The following is a 15,063-nucleotide window of genomic DNA, read 5'->3' on the forward strand; positions in this document are numbered from 1 at the left end:
CGCTAAGGCATGGGCAGCGGCCGCGCTGTGTGGGCCGCTGCGTAGTCGAGTGGGGAAGTAGTCGAGTGGGGAAAAGGGTCATTGCCAGTCGCTCACTGACAGGGTCTGGATGCCGGCGGCCCTGGCCAGGGCCACCAGCTCTTCGGTGTCGTCGCCGCCGGGCAGGGCGATGACCATGTCGGGCCGGCTGTCGCGCAGCATGAAGGCGTTGCGCAGGCGTTCGGCGAGCTTGCCGTGCAGCTGCCAGTTGGCCGGGTAACGCACGATGTCGGCACCGATTTCCCGGCCCCAGTCTTCTATTTCTGCGCCGAGGAACTGGCTGCCGCCGTGGATCAGCACCTGCACTTCATGCAGGCGCTGAAAGGCGTCGAGTACCCGCCGGCACAGCTGGACGTCGGCGCAGTGGCGCCCGGCGCAGATCAGGACACGCATCGTGCGGTCTCCTGCGCCGTCGGCTGGATGCTCAACGGGTTGTCCAGCAGCATTTCGCCCAGTTCGGCGTTATCCAGGTCGCGCTCGCCGGCCCGCTCCAGCGCCGGATAGGCCAGGGCCGCGATGTGGTGGTGCACGCGCCGGTAGTCGCGCAGCACCCGCTGGAAAATGTCGCCGGACTCGGCCCAGGCCGTGCGGTCTTCGCGCAGGCTGCGAAAGTGCTCGCGGCTGGCGTCGGCTTCCAGCCGCCTGACCAGTTCCTTGCGGTTCACCAGTTGGTGGGCGTTGGCCAGGTCTTCGCGCAGGAACACGGTGATCGCCAGGCTCAGGCTGTCGATCACGGCCTGGTGCAAGGGCTCGATGCAGTCCAGCTCGAACACCGAGAACTGCTCGCCACGCCGCAGCCGGCGCGCCGCCAGCTGGGTCAGGCTGCTGGAGAGGATGTCGCCGGCGTGTTCCAGGTTGATCACGAACAGCAGGATTTCCTGGGCACGGTCGGCGTCCTGGTCGCTGATGCCGTCCTGGCCGATATCCGCCAGGTAGGCGCGGATCGCCGCGCTGAGCAGGTCCAGCGACTGGTCGATGCGCCGCACCTCATCGGCACCGGCCGGGGTCGAGGCCTGGAACAGGCGCAGCACCCGGTCGAGCATCAGCGACAGCATGTCGGCCAGGCGCAGGGCCTCGCGGGCGGCGTTGGACAGACCGATATTGGCCACCGCCAGGCCGGCTTCGTCCAGGTAGTGCGGCATGCCTGGGTCGACGTCGCGCGGCGGCTCCGGCAGCAGGCGGCTGAGCAGCGTCGCCATGGGCCCGGTCAGGCCGATGAACAGCAGGGCCAGCACCAGGTTGAACAGGCTGTGCAGGTACACCACCTGCAGGCTGGCATCGAGGGCGGCGACCGGCGCGCTCTGGGCGATCCAGGGCAGGCACGGCAGCAGCACGGCGGCACCGCACAGGCGCACCAGCAGATTGCCCAGGGGCAGGCGCCGGGCGACGCTGGAGTCGGCGTTGAGCAGCGACGGCAGGGCGCCGCCGATATTGATCCCCAGCACCAGGGCCATGGCGGTCACCGACGACAGCAGCCCGGTGGCGGCCAGGGACGCCACCAGCAGCACCACGGCGACGCTGGAATGGCACAGCCAGGTCAGCAGCGCCGCCGCCAGCAGGGCGATCAGCAGGTCGCCGTCGAGGCCACGCATCAGCGCGGCGAACACCGGCGTGCCTTCCACTTCGCCCAGGGTGCCGCCGAGCATGCGCAGGGCCAGCAGCATCAGCCCCAGGCCGATCAGCGCGCAGCCGAGGCTTTCAAAACGCGAGTCGTCGCGCAGGCGGAACACGATAAAGCCCGCCAGCAGCACCAGCGGCGTGAGGATCGAGATATCGACGCTGAGCAGTTGCACCACCAGGGTCGAGCCGATATTGGCCCCGAGCATCACCGCCAGCGCGGGGGCCAGGCCCAGGGTGCCGGTGGCGGTAAAGGAGCTGGCCATCAGGCTCACTGCGGTGCTGCTTTGCAGGACCCCGGTGATGGCGATGCCGGACAGCAGGGCCATCCAGCGGTTGTTCAGGTGCTGCCCCAGCCACTGGCGCAGTTGGGTGCCGAAGCCGCGCAGCAGCGCCGAGGAAATCATCTGGGTGCCCCACAGCAGCAGGGCGATGGAGCCAGCGAGGTTGATCAGCAGAGTAGTTCCCGACATGAGGACTCTCCCTTGTGTGTTTCATGGCTTGGCGGATCGCAGCAGGCGGATGCAGCGGCGATGAAGGGCGCTGGCAAAGCCCAGCAGCAGGCGGATCTCGACCCCGCTCAGCAGGCCCCGGGCATATAGCCGCACGCTGGCCTTGGTCAGTAGGGTGGCGATCCGTTCCAGGACGATCACCAGCAGCGCGCGCAAGGCGCGTTCGGCCGATGACAGCAGCTCGATGATCGGTTTCATGCTGGGTGCTCCACTTGGGCGGGGCCCGGTGTTTGCGATACCTGGATGGGCGGTGCCTGGGGTAGCGCCGCCTTGCGGCTATCGCGAGCAAGCTCGCTCCTACAAGGGGGGTGTGTTCTGTAGGAGCGAGCTTGCTCGCGATGGCAGCAAAGCGGACCGTCAGGCCCTCAGAACCATTGCTTGAAGCGACGGATGTAGAGGGTCTTCATGGTCTGGGCGACGACGCAGTAGCACAGCAGGGTGCCGACCAGCCAAGGGAAGTATTCCCACGGCAGCGGTACCAGGCCGACCATTGCACCCAGCGGCGAGAACGGCACGTAGATACCCAGGGCCATCACCAGGCCGGTCATCAGCATCACCGGCAGCGCCGCGGTGCTCTGGATGAACGGGATCTTCTGGGTCCGCAGCATGTGCACCACCAGGGTCTGCGAGAGCAGGCCTTCGATGAACCAGCCGGACTGGAACAGGGCGGCCATTTCCACGCTGTTGGCGGCGAACACGAACCACATCAGGGCGTAGGTGGTGATGTCGAAGATCGACGAGGTCGGCCCGATCCACAGCATGAAGCGCCCGATGTTCTTGGCGTCCCACTTGCGTGGCTTGCGCAGGAATTCCTTGTCCATCTTGTCCCACGGCAGCGACAGCTGGGAGATGTCGTACATCAGGTTCTGCAGCAGCAGGTGGATCGCCAGCATCGGCAGGAACGGAATGAACGCACTGGCCACCAGCACCGAGAACACGTTGCCGAAGTTGGAACTGGCGGTCATGTTCAGGTACTTCATGATGTTGCCGAAGGTCTCGCGGCCCTTGATCACCCCTTCTTCGAGCACCATCAGGCTCTTTTCCAGGAGGATGATGTCCGCCGACTCCTTGGCGATGTCGGTGCCGCTGTCCACCGAGATACCGACGTCGGCGTCGCGCAGCGCCGGGGCGTCGTTGATGCCGTCGCCGAGGAAACCCACGGTGTGCCCGTTGGCCTGCAGGGCCTTGAGTACCCGGGATTTCTGCAGCGGGGTGAGCTTGGCGAACACCGTGCGTTCTTCCACCAGGCGCGCGAGCACCGCGTCGTCCATGTGCTCGATATCCCGTCCGAGCAGCGGCTGGCCGACTTCCAGGCCGACCTCGCGGCAGATCTTCGCGGTGACGATCGGGTTGTCGCCGGTCAGCACCTTCACCGTCACGCCGTTCTCGCGCAGCGCGGCGATGGCCGGGCCGGCGGTTTCCTTGGGCGGATCGAGGAAGGTCAGGAAGCCTTCGATGATCAGCTCGCGCTCGTCGCTGGCGCTGTACTGCTGGCGGGTCTGCCCCGGCGCCAGGTCGCGGGTGCCGACCAGCAGCACGCGGAAACCGTCGCGGTTGTATTCCTCGGCCAGCTCCAGCAGCGCCGCCCGGCGCCCGGCGTCGAGGGCCACGGTGACGCCGTCCTGGCGCACCCGGGTGGCGGTGTCGAGCATTTCCTCGACCGCGCCCTTGCACACCAGCAGGTGATGGCCGCTGGCGTCTGCGAGGATCACCGAGAGGCGCCGGCGGACGAAATCGAACGGCAGTTCATCGACCTTGCTCCAGGCGTCGGGCGCGCTGAACTTCGGGTTGTTTTCGGCGTAGCTCACCACCGCGCGGTCCATCAGGTTCTTCATGCCGCTCTGGTGGTAGCTGTTGAGCCAGGCCAGTTGCAGCACCTGGTCGCAGCGGCTGCCGCTGATATCGACGTGGTGCTCGAGGATGATCCGGTCCTGGGTCAGGGTGCCGGTCTTGTCGGTGCACAGCACGTCCATGGCGCCGAAGTTCTGGATCGCGTTGAGGCGCTTGACCACCACCTTGCGCTTGGCCATGGCCGCGGCGCCCTTGGCCAGGTTGGCGCTGACGATCATCGGCAGCATTTCCGGGGTCAGGCCGACGGCCACCGCCAGGGCGAACATAAAGGCTTCGGCCCAGTCACCCTTGGTGAAACCGTTGATCAGCAGCACCACCGGCACCATCACCAGCATGAAGCGGATCAGCAGCCAGCTGACGCTGTTTACCCCGCGGTCGAAGGCGGTCTGGGTCCGCGAGCCGACGATGGAGCGCGCCAGGGAGCCGAAGTAGGTCCGTGCACCGGTGGCCACCACCACCGCGGTGGCGGTGCCGCTGACCACGTTGGTGCCCATGAAGCAGATGTTCGGCAGGTCGAGCAGGTCCTGCTGGTCAGCAGCAGCCGTGCGGTGGGCGGATTTCTCCTGCACCGCGCCCAGGGTGTCGTACTTCTCCACCGGCAGCGCCTCGCCGGTCAGCACCGCCTGGCTGATGAACAGGTCTCGGGATTCGATCAGGCGGATATCGGCGGGGATCATGTCGCCGGCCGACAGTTGCACGATGTCGCCGACCACCAGGTCGCGCATCGGCACTTCGCGCAGCGCGGCTTTCATGCCCATCTGCTCGCGCCGCAGCACGGTGGCGGTGGTCCGCACCATGGCCTTGAGCGCCTCGGCGGCCTTGGCCGAGCGGTACTCCTGCCAGAAACGCATCAGGCCGCTGGCCAGGACCATGACCAGGACGATGATCACCCCGGTCAGGTCGGTTTCCTCGCCGGCTTGCAGGGGCAGCCAGAAGTCGGTGAAGAAGCTGATGGCGGTCAGCGTCATCAGCACATAGATGAACGGGTTGTTGAAGGCTTGCAGCAATTGCACCAGGGCATGCGGCGGCCGGTCGTGGGCCACTTCGTTGAAGCCGTCGCGCTGCAGGCGGCCTTCGGCGTCGAGCTCGGTCAGGCCGTTGGCGTTCGACTTGACGTTGTCCAGGGTCACGCCAAGGCTGTTCTGCGCTTCGCGGGCGGCGCGCATCGACAGCCGGGTGTCGTCGCGGGTGGAGTTTTGCGAGGAGGAGGTGCGGGTTTTTACCGTAGTCATTACGTGTGCTCCTGCCGCAGGCTTGCGGCACGACACACAGACCACTCACCTATTCAAAGACGAGCGAACGTATGTCGAGCCGCAAGTAAGCGATCGATTCAGGTAGTTGCGTTTTATTGGTTTTAACGTTCGCCGCCTATTCAATGAACATGAACAGGCGACGAACCTACTACTGGCTTCGTCCATAACAATTACCACCAACTTTTAGTTGTAAGCAGGCAATAGGAAGTTGCCGAATTCCTTATTAGGGAAAACGTTCAGGAAGGACTTGAAAGTGCCTTCGGTTGAACTAGAAGTGCGAGTCCCGGGACAGGCTCAGCAGCAGGTCGGCCTGCATGAGGAGGCCGGCCAGGCTCCGACTCTGAGGGTCCTGGCTGTCGTCGAAACTCCAGCGTTGCTGGAGCCGGCAGGTGACCGGGCAGACGCGCCAGTTGGCCCGCGGCCGGGTTTGCGAGGAGGGGGTGGAATACAGGGTGCCGACCCGGGAAACGGCCGCGCGCTCAGCGCAGGGCTTGACCCGCATGGTCGATGCAAAGGCGCGTACGCCGGGCATTACAGTGGATTTGAAGTTCATAACAGTTGCCTCGCGACCGGACTGGCTCCGGTGAAGGCAAGTTACGAAGGAGCGTCAAGCTCTAGCGCAGCTCACCCGACCGAAAAGTCGAGTCCCGTCATGTTCTGGGTTAAGTGCCCAGCCCTGCGCAAGCGCATCGACCAGACAGCGTCTAGATACTGTGTCCATTGGCTTCTTTTGTGAGTTGAAAAAAGGCCGGTTTGGCCGGCCCGCGCAATTTACTCAGGGCCACCTGTCAAGTCAAGATTAAATTGCCACGAATCATATATTCGTTCAGCTTTAAGCAAGGTCTGTAGCGGAACTCAGATAAATGATGGGCAAGTTATATAAGGCAGTTCTGAATGACGGCCATAACAATGCTGGAGATAGTTATTGTGCTGTAGCCATTGAGAAACAGGCCGAGGCGCATTGCGCGCCCCGGCGAATAGGGCGAATCGTCAGTCGAGGATCAGGTGCGGCAGGAAGCGGCTGGAGTCCTTGGTGATCAGGCTGTTGTCTTCACGCACGCCGATGCCGGCGGCCTGGTCGCCGATGACCCAGGAGCCGATCAGGGTGTAGCTGTCGCCAAAGCGCGGCAGCGGGGCGAAGGACTGCAGGATGTAGGGCGCGTCGGTGTAGGGGCCGTCTTCCTTGACCACCTCGTCCTGCGGGGTGCGCAACTCGATGTTGGCGCCTTCGCGGGAAAAGAACGGCTTGCGTACCCAGCCCTTGGGCACCTCGCGTTGCGGGTGCGGGTCCAGGTGGGTTTCCAGCAGGTTCGGGTGGCCCGGGTGGGCTTCCCAGAGCAGCGGCAGGATGCCCTTGTTGGAGAGGATGGATTTCCACGCCGGCTCGAAGAACTGCGTGTCGCTGGCGGCGATCGCCGCGCCGAAGGGCTCGTGGAAGATGAACTCCCAGGCGTGCAGCTTGAACAGGTGCGGGATCCAGCGGTCCTGCAGGTCGACGAAGCGGCCTTCGGCGGTGAGGCCGATGTCTTCCACGTCGATGTGCCGCGACTCGATGCCGGCCTTTTCCGCGATCAGGCGCAGGTAGTCGGTGGTGGCGCGGTCTTCCACCGAATCCTTCATCGAGGCGAAATAGAACGGGCGTTTGATCCCCAGCTGGGCGAAAGCCTGGTGCAGCCGGGTGTCGATGCTGTTGAACTGGTCGGCATGCCGCGGCAGCAGGCCGCGCTCGATGTTCTGCTCCAGCCAGCCCCATTGGAACGCCGCGGTTTCATAGAGACTGGTGGGGGTGTCGTAGTTGAGCTCCAGCAGTTTGGCCGGGCCCTGGCCGTCGTAGGAAAAATCCAGGCGGCCGTAGAGGTGCGGGTGACCCTCGAGCCATGAAGTGCGGATCATGTCGTAGAAGGCCGGCGGGATGCTCAGGCGATCGAGCAGGGCCTCGCTGCGCACCACCCGGTCCACCAGGTCCATGCACATCTCATGGATCTCGGTGGTCGGGTCTTCCAGGTCGTCCTCGATCTGCTTGAGGCTGAACTGGTAGTAGGCGCTTTCGTCCCAGTAGGCTTCGCCGTCGATGGTGTGGAACAGGAAGCCGAGTTTTTCCGCGGTCTGTCGCCAGTCCGGGCGTTCGTTGCAGGGGATCTTCTTCATGGCGCGCCTCCTTAGCTGCTCGAGCGTCCCGAACTCCAGCTCGAGGAGCTGGAGCCGCCCCAGCCGCTGCGGGCGCTGGCCTGGCTGCCGAAGCCGCCGCGGGAGGTAGAGGAGGACACGGACATCGGCCGGGTGGTGGTCCGGAAACCGCTGCCCGACTGCGCCTGGCGAGACTTGGAGAAGGTCGAGCCGCTGGCGATGCGCTGGTTGAGCGTCGAGTTGGCGTAGCTGCCGCGGTCGTCGCGATAGCGGTAGACCGGCTCGGAGTAATAGTTGCGGTTGCCGCCGCTGAGCAGGTTGCCGATCAGCAGGCCGGTGAGCAGGCCGCTGTCATTGCTGCTGAACGACGAGCTGCGGCCAGCCTCGGGGCTGACCCCGGCTGCCGCCAGCTGTTCGCGGGTGAAGGCGCCCTGGGCGTTGATTTCAAAGCCGCCGAGCTTGGGCACGAACTTGCCGCTGGAATCCACCTGGCACCAGTTTTCGACGAAGTCGGCATCGCAATCGGCCTGGTTGTCGTAGACCGGCGCCTGGGCGCGGTGCTCCGCCATGGCCTTGATATAGGCATCGGAGCAGACGTCCACGGCGATCTTGCCGTCCACGCATTCCTGCACCGACTGGAAGTTGAATTTCTGCTGGACCGCGAGGGTCTCCGGCTCCGAGTTGCAGCCCGAGATCGCCAGGGCCACCGAGGCGGCCAGGGAGAGCTGAACGTATTGGCTTCGTTTCATCGAGGGCTCCGTGCGGTCGATCAGTTCTGCGAAGGGGTCATGCAGGCGGCGTTGAGCAGGCCGACGCTGATGGCCACGGCGGCGACATAGATGCCAGCGGCGATTTCGCCGTTGCGGATGCGCTGCGAAGTGCCCTTGAGCACCAGGCTGGTCATCAGGAACGCCAGCAGTTGCACCACGGCGGCGATCAGCGCCCAGACGGCGAAGTCCAGCAGGCTGATGGAGTAGGCGATGACGTTGCTCGCCGGGATGGCGAAACCGATGATGGCGCCGCCCAGGGCGATGGCGGCGGAGACGTTGCCCTCGCGGATCAGCTGGAATTCCTTGTGCGGCGTCAGGCGGGTGTAGACGAACTGGAACAGGGCGAACAGCACGGCCGCGCCGAGGATGTAGGTCAGGAAACCGACCACGGCGAATTTGTTCAGGGAGATGGAAAGGGCTTCAAGCATGGGTTCTGGTCCTTGTCAGAGGGTTTGCAGGTCGGTCATGTACAGGGAAATGCCCAGTGAGGTCACCAGGCTGACGCTGCCGTCGGCGTATTGCTCCACGGAAAACAGCAGGAACTCGCGGCGATTGGTCAGGCCGGTGTCGCGGGCATAGAGCATCGAGTGGCTTTCGAAGGCGAAGGTCTCGTCCGGCTTGGACACCTGCTCGCGCAGCGGCACCAGCTCGGTCTGTCCGGCTTCGGTGCCCCATTCGCGCAGGTACTCGACGCCGTCGAGGCTGTAGGTGGGCTGGCCGATCAGGCTGTTCGGGCCGGCCAGGCGCCGCAGCTCGGCTTCGCTGTTGACGGCCTGGTTGCTCAGGTAGTTGAACAGGATGATCGATTTGACCTGGCCGTCGATGCCGCCGCTGGTGTGCACCTGCAGCCAGTAGTCCTCGTCGTCCAGGTAGTAGCGCGACAGCCATTCGGACTGGCCCAGGTCCACCAGGCCTTCGCTGTAGACCGCCTGGTCGCCGGGAATCGCTACGCGGCTGTTGTCGGCGAGCAGCAGCTTGAGGCTGGCATCGAAGCGGATGCCCGCGCCCATGCTCAGGCCCAGTGGGCCGGTGGCGAAGCTCGAGCTTGTGGTGGCCGGGGCCTGGAGCCCCAGAAAGCGTTTAAACCATCCCATTGTCGATGTCCTTGAGGCGGCTGGAAGCGATGTAGAAGAGTTCGCCGCCCTGGATCCGCGTATCGCTGTGCGGGTTGATCTGCGGGTGTTGCGCGCCGCGGGCGCGGTAGCCGATCAGGGTGGCGTTGTAGCGTTCCTTGAGGTGTACGTAGAACTCGGCGAAACGGCCTTCGTAAGTCTCGGGCAGGCGCATGACGTATTGGGTGGCGCCCTGGCCGACGCACAGCAGTTCGTTGATCACCACCGAGGAGCCCGGGTCCTGGGAGGAGCGCACCAGCATCTCGATGGCCATGCTCGAGGTGCACTCCAGCTTGGGGGCGTAGGAGGCGGCCAGGGTGGCGATTTCGCTGTCGTTGAAGTGGGCGACCACATGGCCGCTGGGGCGCAGTTGGTTGATCGCCAGCACACTGGCCAGGGTCAGGTCGTCGGAACTGGTGCGCACCAGTACCCGTTCGGCGCCGGGCACCCCGGCGCGCAACAGCAGGGCCGCGGACGACAGGCTTTCGCCCTTGACGAAGGCGGCCTTGCCCTGCATCGGGTTCTCGTCGAGGCTGGCGTCGCAGATGACGATCAGGTTGTCGTTGGAGGTTTCGTCCTGCAGCAGCAATTCGATCACCCGCTCGCTGGACGCGCCTTCCCAGCCGACCAGCACGGTATGCCCGGTCTTGCCGGTGAAGTCGCCTTTGCCTTTCATGCCTTTTCTCCATAGGTCCATAACGCTGCTGGTGGTCTTGCCGATGGCCGCGGTCAGCAGCGCGATGCCGCCGAGCATCACCCACACGGCGACGAACACCCGGCCGGCGGCGGATTGCGGCGACAGGTCGCCATAACCCACGGTCAGGGTGGTGGTGAAATAGAAATAGATGAAGGTCGCGGGCGCGGTGAGGTGCTGCTCGCCCAGGGCCACCAGGCCGAGATAGGAGGTTGCGGCATGCACGCCGAGTGCGATGGCCAGGCCCATCCAGCCGAAGCGCTGGAAGAAGGTGGCCGCGTATACCCGAAGCAAGATGAAAATCGACATCGAATCCCTGATTTCCTGATGAGCAGATCTATCCGTGATGCAGCGCGCCGTGCCCGGGCAAGGCATGGCTCATTGCCGCGCGGCATTAGACATCGGCTTGGCGCCGGATAAAAGCACTTTTGCTGCGATAAACCCCGCGAAGGCGCCAAAGATGTGCCCTTCGAAGGACACCCCGGCCCGTGGCAGGAACCCCAGGACCAGGCCGGAATACAGAAACATCGTCACCGCGGCGGCCAGCAGGCTGCTCCAGCTGCGCAGCAGCCAGGCGCGGGTGAGGATGTAGGCCCACAGGCCGAAGACCCAGGCGCTGGCGCCGACGTGGATGCCCCTGAAGCCGAACAGCCAGACCAGTGCGCCGCCGAGCAGGATGATGATCAGGCTGACCACCACGAAGCGCCGCTGGCCTTCGGCGATCACCATGGCGCCGAGGATCAGGAAGGGCACCAGGTTGGCGGTCAGGTGGGTAAAGGAGCCGTGGAGAAAGGGCGAGGCGAGTATCCCCGGCAAACCCTGCAGGGTGCGCGGGATCAGGCCGAAGAGATTCAGGCTGTAGCCGCTCAGGCTGTTGAGCACCTGTACGGCGATCATTACCAGGGCCAGGCCCGCCAGGGTCTTGAAACCATTTGCAACGGCCATCGAGGCCCTCCAGGAGGCCGAGAAAACACAGACGATTCACTGTAGGAGCGCAGCTTGCTCGCGATGGACTGGAGGGCGCCGCGCTCATCCAGGCAGTACGCGACATCGTTAACGACCATCGCGAGCAAGCTGCGCTCCTACAGGTTGAGTGGTGCAACAGCGCTGTTTACTCGGCCGACTTCTGCTTTTTCAGGCGCTCGAGGATGGCGTTGGCGCTGCCCTGGTCCGGCACGATGTTGGCTTCGCGCAGGCGGCGTTCCAGGTCGTTGCCGTTGCTCGCATCGGCCAGTTGCTCCTGGGCTTCCATTTCCGCCGCGCGCTGGTCTTGCTTGGCTTGCAGGCGGTTGAGGGTGTTGACCGCGGTTTCCAGCTTGCCGTTGGCGCCGCCGCTGGCGATCGAGGCGCTGACCTGGGCCTTCTGCACGCTCTCCCGGGCCTTGGCCATGTCCACTTGCTGGCGCAGGCTGCGGATGCGCGCTTCGGCCTTGCCGATGTCCTTGCGCATATTCTCGGCGTAGGTGCCGAATTCGCTGGCTTGCTTCTGCTCCGCTTCCAGGCCGGTGGTCAGGGTCGAGATGGCTTCGGCGACTTCCAGGGCCAGGTCTTCGCGGTTGGCCTGCAGCGAGGCGAGGGCCTTGGATTCCAGGTCGGCGATCTTCGCGGTGAATTCACTGACCCGCTCAGTGGACAGCTTGTGCTTGGCCATGATGGTGACCAGCTCGCGCTTGGCGTTGGACAGGGCGTTGTCGGCGTCGCGGATTTCCTGGTCGAGGATGCGCAGGGCCTGCTGGTCGGCGATGCTCTCGCCGACTTCGTTGGCGCCGCCGCGCAGGGCGGTGAACAGTTTGTTCCAGATGGACTGAGTCATGTAGGTGTACTCCGGATTCTCGGCAATCAGTTGAAGAAGCTTTCGAAGGCTTCGGTGGCGCGTTGGACGTTGTCCACCAGGGTCTTGACCTCGGTCACCACGTTGGTCAGGTTCGAGCTGGCGCTCAGGGCGCCGAACATGTTGTAGACGGTCTGGCCGTTGGGCATGGACTCGATGCCGATCGAGGAGAGGGGGAACATCTCCCGGCTGCGCAGCACAGCGTCATTGAAGCGGGCAACGTCGTTGATCGACTCCAGGTCCACCAGCACGGTGTCGACGATGATCTGCTCGCCGACCACCGCGATGTAGATCGGCAGGCCGCCGAAGTCGTGCATTTCCAGCTTGATGCTTGGCTCGGCGCCTTGAATCAGGCTCAGGCCGATTTCGTTCGAGGTCACTTCGTCCAGGGCCTGCAAGGCGCCGAAGAGGCGGTCGATGGTCCAGTTCTCACCTGCGATCATGTCATTCTCCAATACCGGTGCGCCGCCGATCAGGGGTTGGCGCAGCTTCTTCTCAATGTGCTTGAGCACGCTCCGGTTTTCCGGAAGTACCCAGGTTTCGTGTTTCACATAACCAGCGGCACTCAGGCCCGCGCGCATCTGCTTCATGTAGAAGCTCGACGGCTTCTTGGCGGAAGCCTTGCTGGGGGCCTTGTTGCTGGAGGCCTTGTTACTGGAAGGTTTCGAGCGCTCTCCTTGTCGACTCTCTGAGGAAGCCGGTAGGTCAGCAGGCTGCCTGGCCGGGAGGGTCTTTTTCATGGGGTGACTCCGTTGTGCACGTATCACGCGTGAGAACATTACAGGGGATTTTGTTACGGCTCAATGACTCACGCGTGATATTTTTGACGCATCGAAAAAATAGCTGGACGCCTCTGGAACGGTAGTTTCCATTGGTAAGGCGAGGTTTCCGGGGTTCAATTCAAGCTCGCCAGCCGCTGGCGCAGGCGTTCGACCTGCTGCGTCTGTTCCTGTTGTTCCATCGGTGTCAGCGCCCGTTCGGCGTATTCGCGGCTGACAAACAGGATAGCGTCGTTGCCGTCGGGTTCGTCGGGGTAATCCGGGTGTTCGACTATCTCTTGCAGCAGTTCCCGGGTCACCGCCACCACGTGGAAATGCACGCTGAAGCCGCTGGAGAACCCCAGCTTGTAGAACACCACCTTGTGCGGCTGGTACTCCTGGCTCAGCAGGCGTTCGCTGAGGGCCAGGACCTGGCCCAGGGCGACCAGCGCTGCTGGTGCAAGGTCGGCGAGGTCGCGGGCGTTGCTCCGCGAGGCGACGATCAGGCTGCCTGGGTGGCGGGCATCGCGGCGATAGCTGATGCGCCAGTGCTCGGTGTCCAGAAGGCTCATTGAATCCATGCCGGGGCGGTCCTTGTGCGGCGGGTGAGGCTGTTGATGATTGCGCTTCGATCATTGCCCGGGCGATGTCGGGGTGTGGAATTTATACAGGGTGCAGGGGTAGCCGTCTGCCGTGATTGGATGACAGCTGTAGGCGTCGCCGACGAGCGTGGGAATGACCCGGGCCCAGAAATCCCGGGCCGGCCGGTTGTCATCGATGTGGACGATCTGCCAGTGCCCGGGCAGCTGTTCCAGCAGTTGCCTCACCACCTGCCGGCCGATGCCGCGACCGCGAAAGCGCCGGGCCACGAAGAAGTAGGCGAGGTTGTACTGCACCTCGGCAAAGTGCACCTGCTCGTCGACGATGGCAAAGCCCGCCAGTTCGCCGTCGACCCGCAGCAGCCAGGGACGTGTGCCGGGCTGGCGCCAGTATTCGGTCTTCGGCTGGATCTGGAACAGACCGTGGCGGCCGAGCTTGAGCGGCAGCCACTCGCTGAATTCGTACATGAAGAACTGCATCAGGTTTTCGATGCATTCCAGCTCGTCGCGCTGGGCCGGGTGCAGCTCGATCAGGCTCATGGTTCCAGGCTCCGCACAGTGTCGGTGGGCGATGTGGCCTGGGCCGCGAAGTAGCGTTCGGCGCTGAGGCTGTACAGCAGGCTGGAGGGCAGGCCGGGGAAGTCGTCCAGTTCGCCGTCCAGGGTCAGGCCCAGGCGTTCCAGGGCGCGACGCGACGGCAGATTGTCGGGGCGCACCAGGCCGATCACCTGTTCCTTGCCCAGCACGCGGAACGCCAGGTGCAGCGCGGCGCCGGCCATTTCGCTGGCGTAGCCCTGGCCCCAGGCATCGACGGCGAAGCGAAAGTACAGGTTCAGCCCGGTGCGCTCGCCGAAGCGGCTGTGCATGACGCCGCCGAACCCCAGCACCCGCTCGGGCTGGGCGCGGTCGCAGACCACCCAATAGCCGAAACCCTGGTCCTGCCAGTGTTGTATCCAGCCCTGCAGCCGGTGCTGGCAGCTCTCGCGGCTGTCCGGGCCGGCCGGGTTATAGCGCTGGGTCCGCGGGTCGCTGTGGAGCAGGTGGGTGACGTCCAGGTCGGCGGCCGTTGGCGCGCGCAACAGCAGGCGGGCGGTGAGGGTGGTCGCGGAGGAGGGAGCATCGGTCATGGGATTCGTCCATACGCGAGGGGGGTATTTTTCTTCAATACACTGGGCGGCCTGCGCACTTACCTTGGTCACCGGACTCTCCGATTGATCCTTTGAAGGTGTGTGATGAGCGTAGTGTTTTCCATGGCGGCCTTCGCGCTAGCCTCTTCGATTACCCCCGGCCCGGTCAATATCGTGGCCCTGAGTTCCGGCGCGCAGTTCGGCTTTCGCGCCAGCCTGCGGCATGTCGGTGGCGCGACCCTGGGCTTTGTCCTGTTGCTGGTGCTGATCGGCCTGGGTTTGCATGAGTTGTTGCGGCTATGGCCGTTCCTCACTCGTGGCATCCAGTTGTTCGGGGTGGCCTTCCTGCTGTTCATGGCCTGGAAGCTGGCGGTGGACGACGGCCGGCTGAGCAGCGACGACAAGGCCAAGGTGCCGTCGGCCTGGTACGGCGCGATCATGCAATGGCTCAACCCCAAGGCCTGGCTGGCCTGCGTCGCCGGCATGGGGGCCTTTGCCGCCAATGGCGAGGCGCTGCTGGTGTGGCAGTTCGCGTTGGTGTACTTCGTGATCTGCTACCTGTCGATTGCCTGCTGGGCCTACGCCGGGACGTTTTTGCGCCAGTACCTGAGCAACCCGAAGGGCATGCGCCTGTTCAACCGCAGCATGGCAGCGCTGCTGGTGGCGAGCGCGGTGTATCTGTTGTTGCCTTGAATCGGCGTTGGCTTTATCGCGAGCAAGCTCGCTCCTACAGAGATCGCGTCCTCTGTAGGAGCGAGCTTGCTCGCGATGAG

17 protein-coding genes are annotated in these 15,063 nt (G+C 64.4%); 1 reads left to right on the plus strand and 16 read right to left on the minus strand.

Annotation, left to right across the window (positions count from 1 at the left end; translation table 11 throughout):
• Positions 1-78 precede the first annotated feature (78 nt).
• The 16 genes from AC07Y9_RS29700 to AC07Y9_RS29775 form a co-directional block, all read right to left on the minus strand.
• Positions 79-432: a DUF2493 domain-containing protein gene (locus tag AC07Y9_RS29700; RefSeq protein WP_007920988.1), complete on the minus strand. Its 354-nt coding sequence runs from the start codon at positions 430-432 to the stop codon at positions 79-81.
• Complete coding sequence (locus tag AC07Y9_RS29705) at positions 420-2,129, minus strand: Na/Pi cotransporter family protein (RefSeq protein WP_102679380.1); 1,710 nt, start codon at positions 2,127-2,129, stop codon at positions 420-422. Before AC07Y9_RS29705 ends, AC07Y9_RS29700 begins: the two co-directional genes overlap by 13 nt.
• A gap of 21 nt (positions 2,130-2,150) precedes the next feature.
• Positions 2,151-2,366: a hypothetical protein gene (locus AC07Y9_RS29710; RefSeq protein ID WP_007920984.1), complete on the minus strand. Its 216-nt coding sequence runs from the start codon at positions 2,364-2,366 to the stop codon at positions 2,151-2,153.
• A 167-nt stretch (positions 2,367-2,533) separates the two neighbouring features.
• On the minus strand, positions 2,534-5,251 hold the full coding sequence (gene mgtA, locus AC07Y9_RS29715) for a magnesium-translocating P-type ATPase (RefSeq protein WP_102679379.1): 2,718 nt from the start codon (positions 5,249-5,251) through the stop codon (positions 2,534-2,536).
• 289 nt (positions 5,252-5,540) lie between these two features.
• Positions 5,541-5,825 carry a hypothetical protein gene (locus tag AC07Y9_RS29720; RefSeq protein ID WP_102679378.1) on the minus strand — a complete coding sequence of 95 codons (285 nt, stop codon included), beginning with the start codon at positions 5,823-5,825 and terminating at the stop codon, positions 5,541-5,543.
• A 437-nt stretch (positions 5,826-6,262) separates the two neighbouring features.
• Positions 6,263-7,420 (minus strand): glutathionylspermidine synthase family protein, encoded by a 1,158-nt coding sequence (locus AC07Y9_RS29725; RefSeq protein WP_102679377.1) that lies wholly within the window; start codon positions 7,418-7,420, stop codon positions 6,263-6,265.
• Positions 7,421-7,431: 11 nt separating this feature from the next.
• Complete coding sequence (locus tag AC07Y9_RS29730; protein WP_007920978.1) at positions 7,432-8,148, minus strand: DUF1190 domain-containing protein; 717 nt, start codon at positions 8,146-8,148, stop codon at positions 7,432-7,434.
• Between the two features lie 20 nt (positions 8,149-8,168).
• Positions 8,169-8,597 (minus strand): DUF350 domain-containing protein, encoded by a 429-nt coding sequence (locus AC07Y9_RS29735; RefSeq protein ID WP_009043573.1) that lies wholly within the window; start codon positions 8,595-8,597, stop codon positions 8,169-8,171.
• A 15-nt stretch (positions 8,598-8,612) separates the two neighbouring features.
• Positions 8,613-9,263 carry a DUF2491 family protein gene (locus AC07Y9_RS29740; protein WP_053260903.1) on the minus strand — a complete coding sequence of 217 codons (651 nt, stop codon included), beginning with the start codon at positions 9,261-9,263 and terminating at the stop codon, positions 8,613-8,615.
• Positions 9,250-10,284, minus strand: coding sequence for a potassium channel family protein (locus AC07Y9_RS29745; RefSeq protein WP_102690506.1), 1,035 nt, complete (start codon positions 10,282-10,284; stop codon positions 9,250-9,252). Before AC07Y9_RS29745 ends, AC07Y9_RS29740 begins: the two co-directional genes overlap by 14 nt.
• Positions 10,285-10,353: 69 nt before the next feature.
• Complete coding sequence (locus AC07Y9_RS29750) at positions 10,354-10,920, minus strand: rhomboid family intramembrane serine protease (protein ID WP_037033661.1); 567 nt, start codon at positions 10,918-10,920, stop codon at positions 10,354-10,356.
• Positions 10,921-11,086: 166 nt separating this feature from the next.
• Entirely contained in the window at positions 11,087-11,788 is a 702-nt protein-coding gene (locus AC07Y9_RS29755; RefSeq protein ID WP_102679375.1) for a PspA/IM30 family protein, read from the minus strand.
• A 26-nt stretch (positions 11,789-11,814) separates the two neighbouring features.
• Positions 11,815-12,546, minus strand: a complete 732-nt coding sequence (locus tag AC07Y9_RS29760; RefSeq protein WP_371858194.1) for a YjfI family protein — start codon at positions 12,544-12,546, stop codon at positions 11,815-11,817.
• A 155-nt stretch (positions 12,547-12,701) separates the two neighbouring features.
• Entirely contained in the window at positions 12,702-13,145 is a 444-nt protein-coding gene (locus tag AC07Y9_RS29765; RefSeq protein WP_102679374.1) for an HIT family protein, read from the minus strand.
• 51 nt (positions 13,146-13,196) lie between these two features.
• Complete coding sequence (locus tag AC07Y9_RS29770) at positions 13,197-13,703, minus strand: GNAT family N-acetyltransferase (RefSeq protein ID WP_087092837.1); 507 nt, start codon at positions 13,701-13,703, stop codon at positions 13,197-13,199.
• Positions 13,700-14,290 carry a GNAT family N-acetyltransferase gene (locus AC07Y9_RS29775; protein ID WP_087092838.1) on the minus strand — a complete coding sequence of 197 codons (591 nt, stop codon included), beginning with the start codon at positions 14,288-14,290 and terminating at the stop codon, positions 13,700-13,702. The genes AC07Y9_RS29770 and AC07Y9_RS29775 overlap by 4 nt, the downstream gene beginning before the upstream one ends.
• A gap of 105 nt (positions 14,291-14,395) precedes the next feature.
• Between AC07Y9_RS29775 and AC07Y9_RS29780 the strand changes: the two genes are divergently transcribed.
• Positions 14,396-14,983: a LysE family translocator gene (locus tag AC07Y9_RS29780; RefSeq protein WP_102679373.1), complete on the plus strand. Its 588-nt coding sequence runs from the start codon at positions 14,396-14,398 to the stop codon at positions 14,981-14,983.
• Positions 14,984-15,063: the final 80 nt, after the last annotated feature.

The organism is Pseudomonas sp. GW456-L12 (assembly GCF_059424045.1).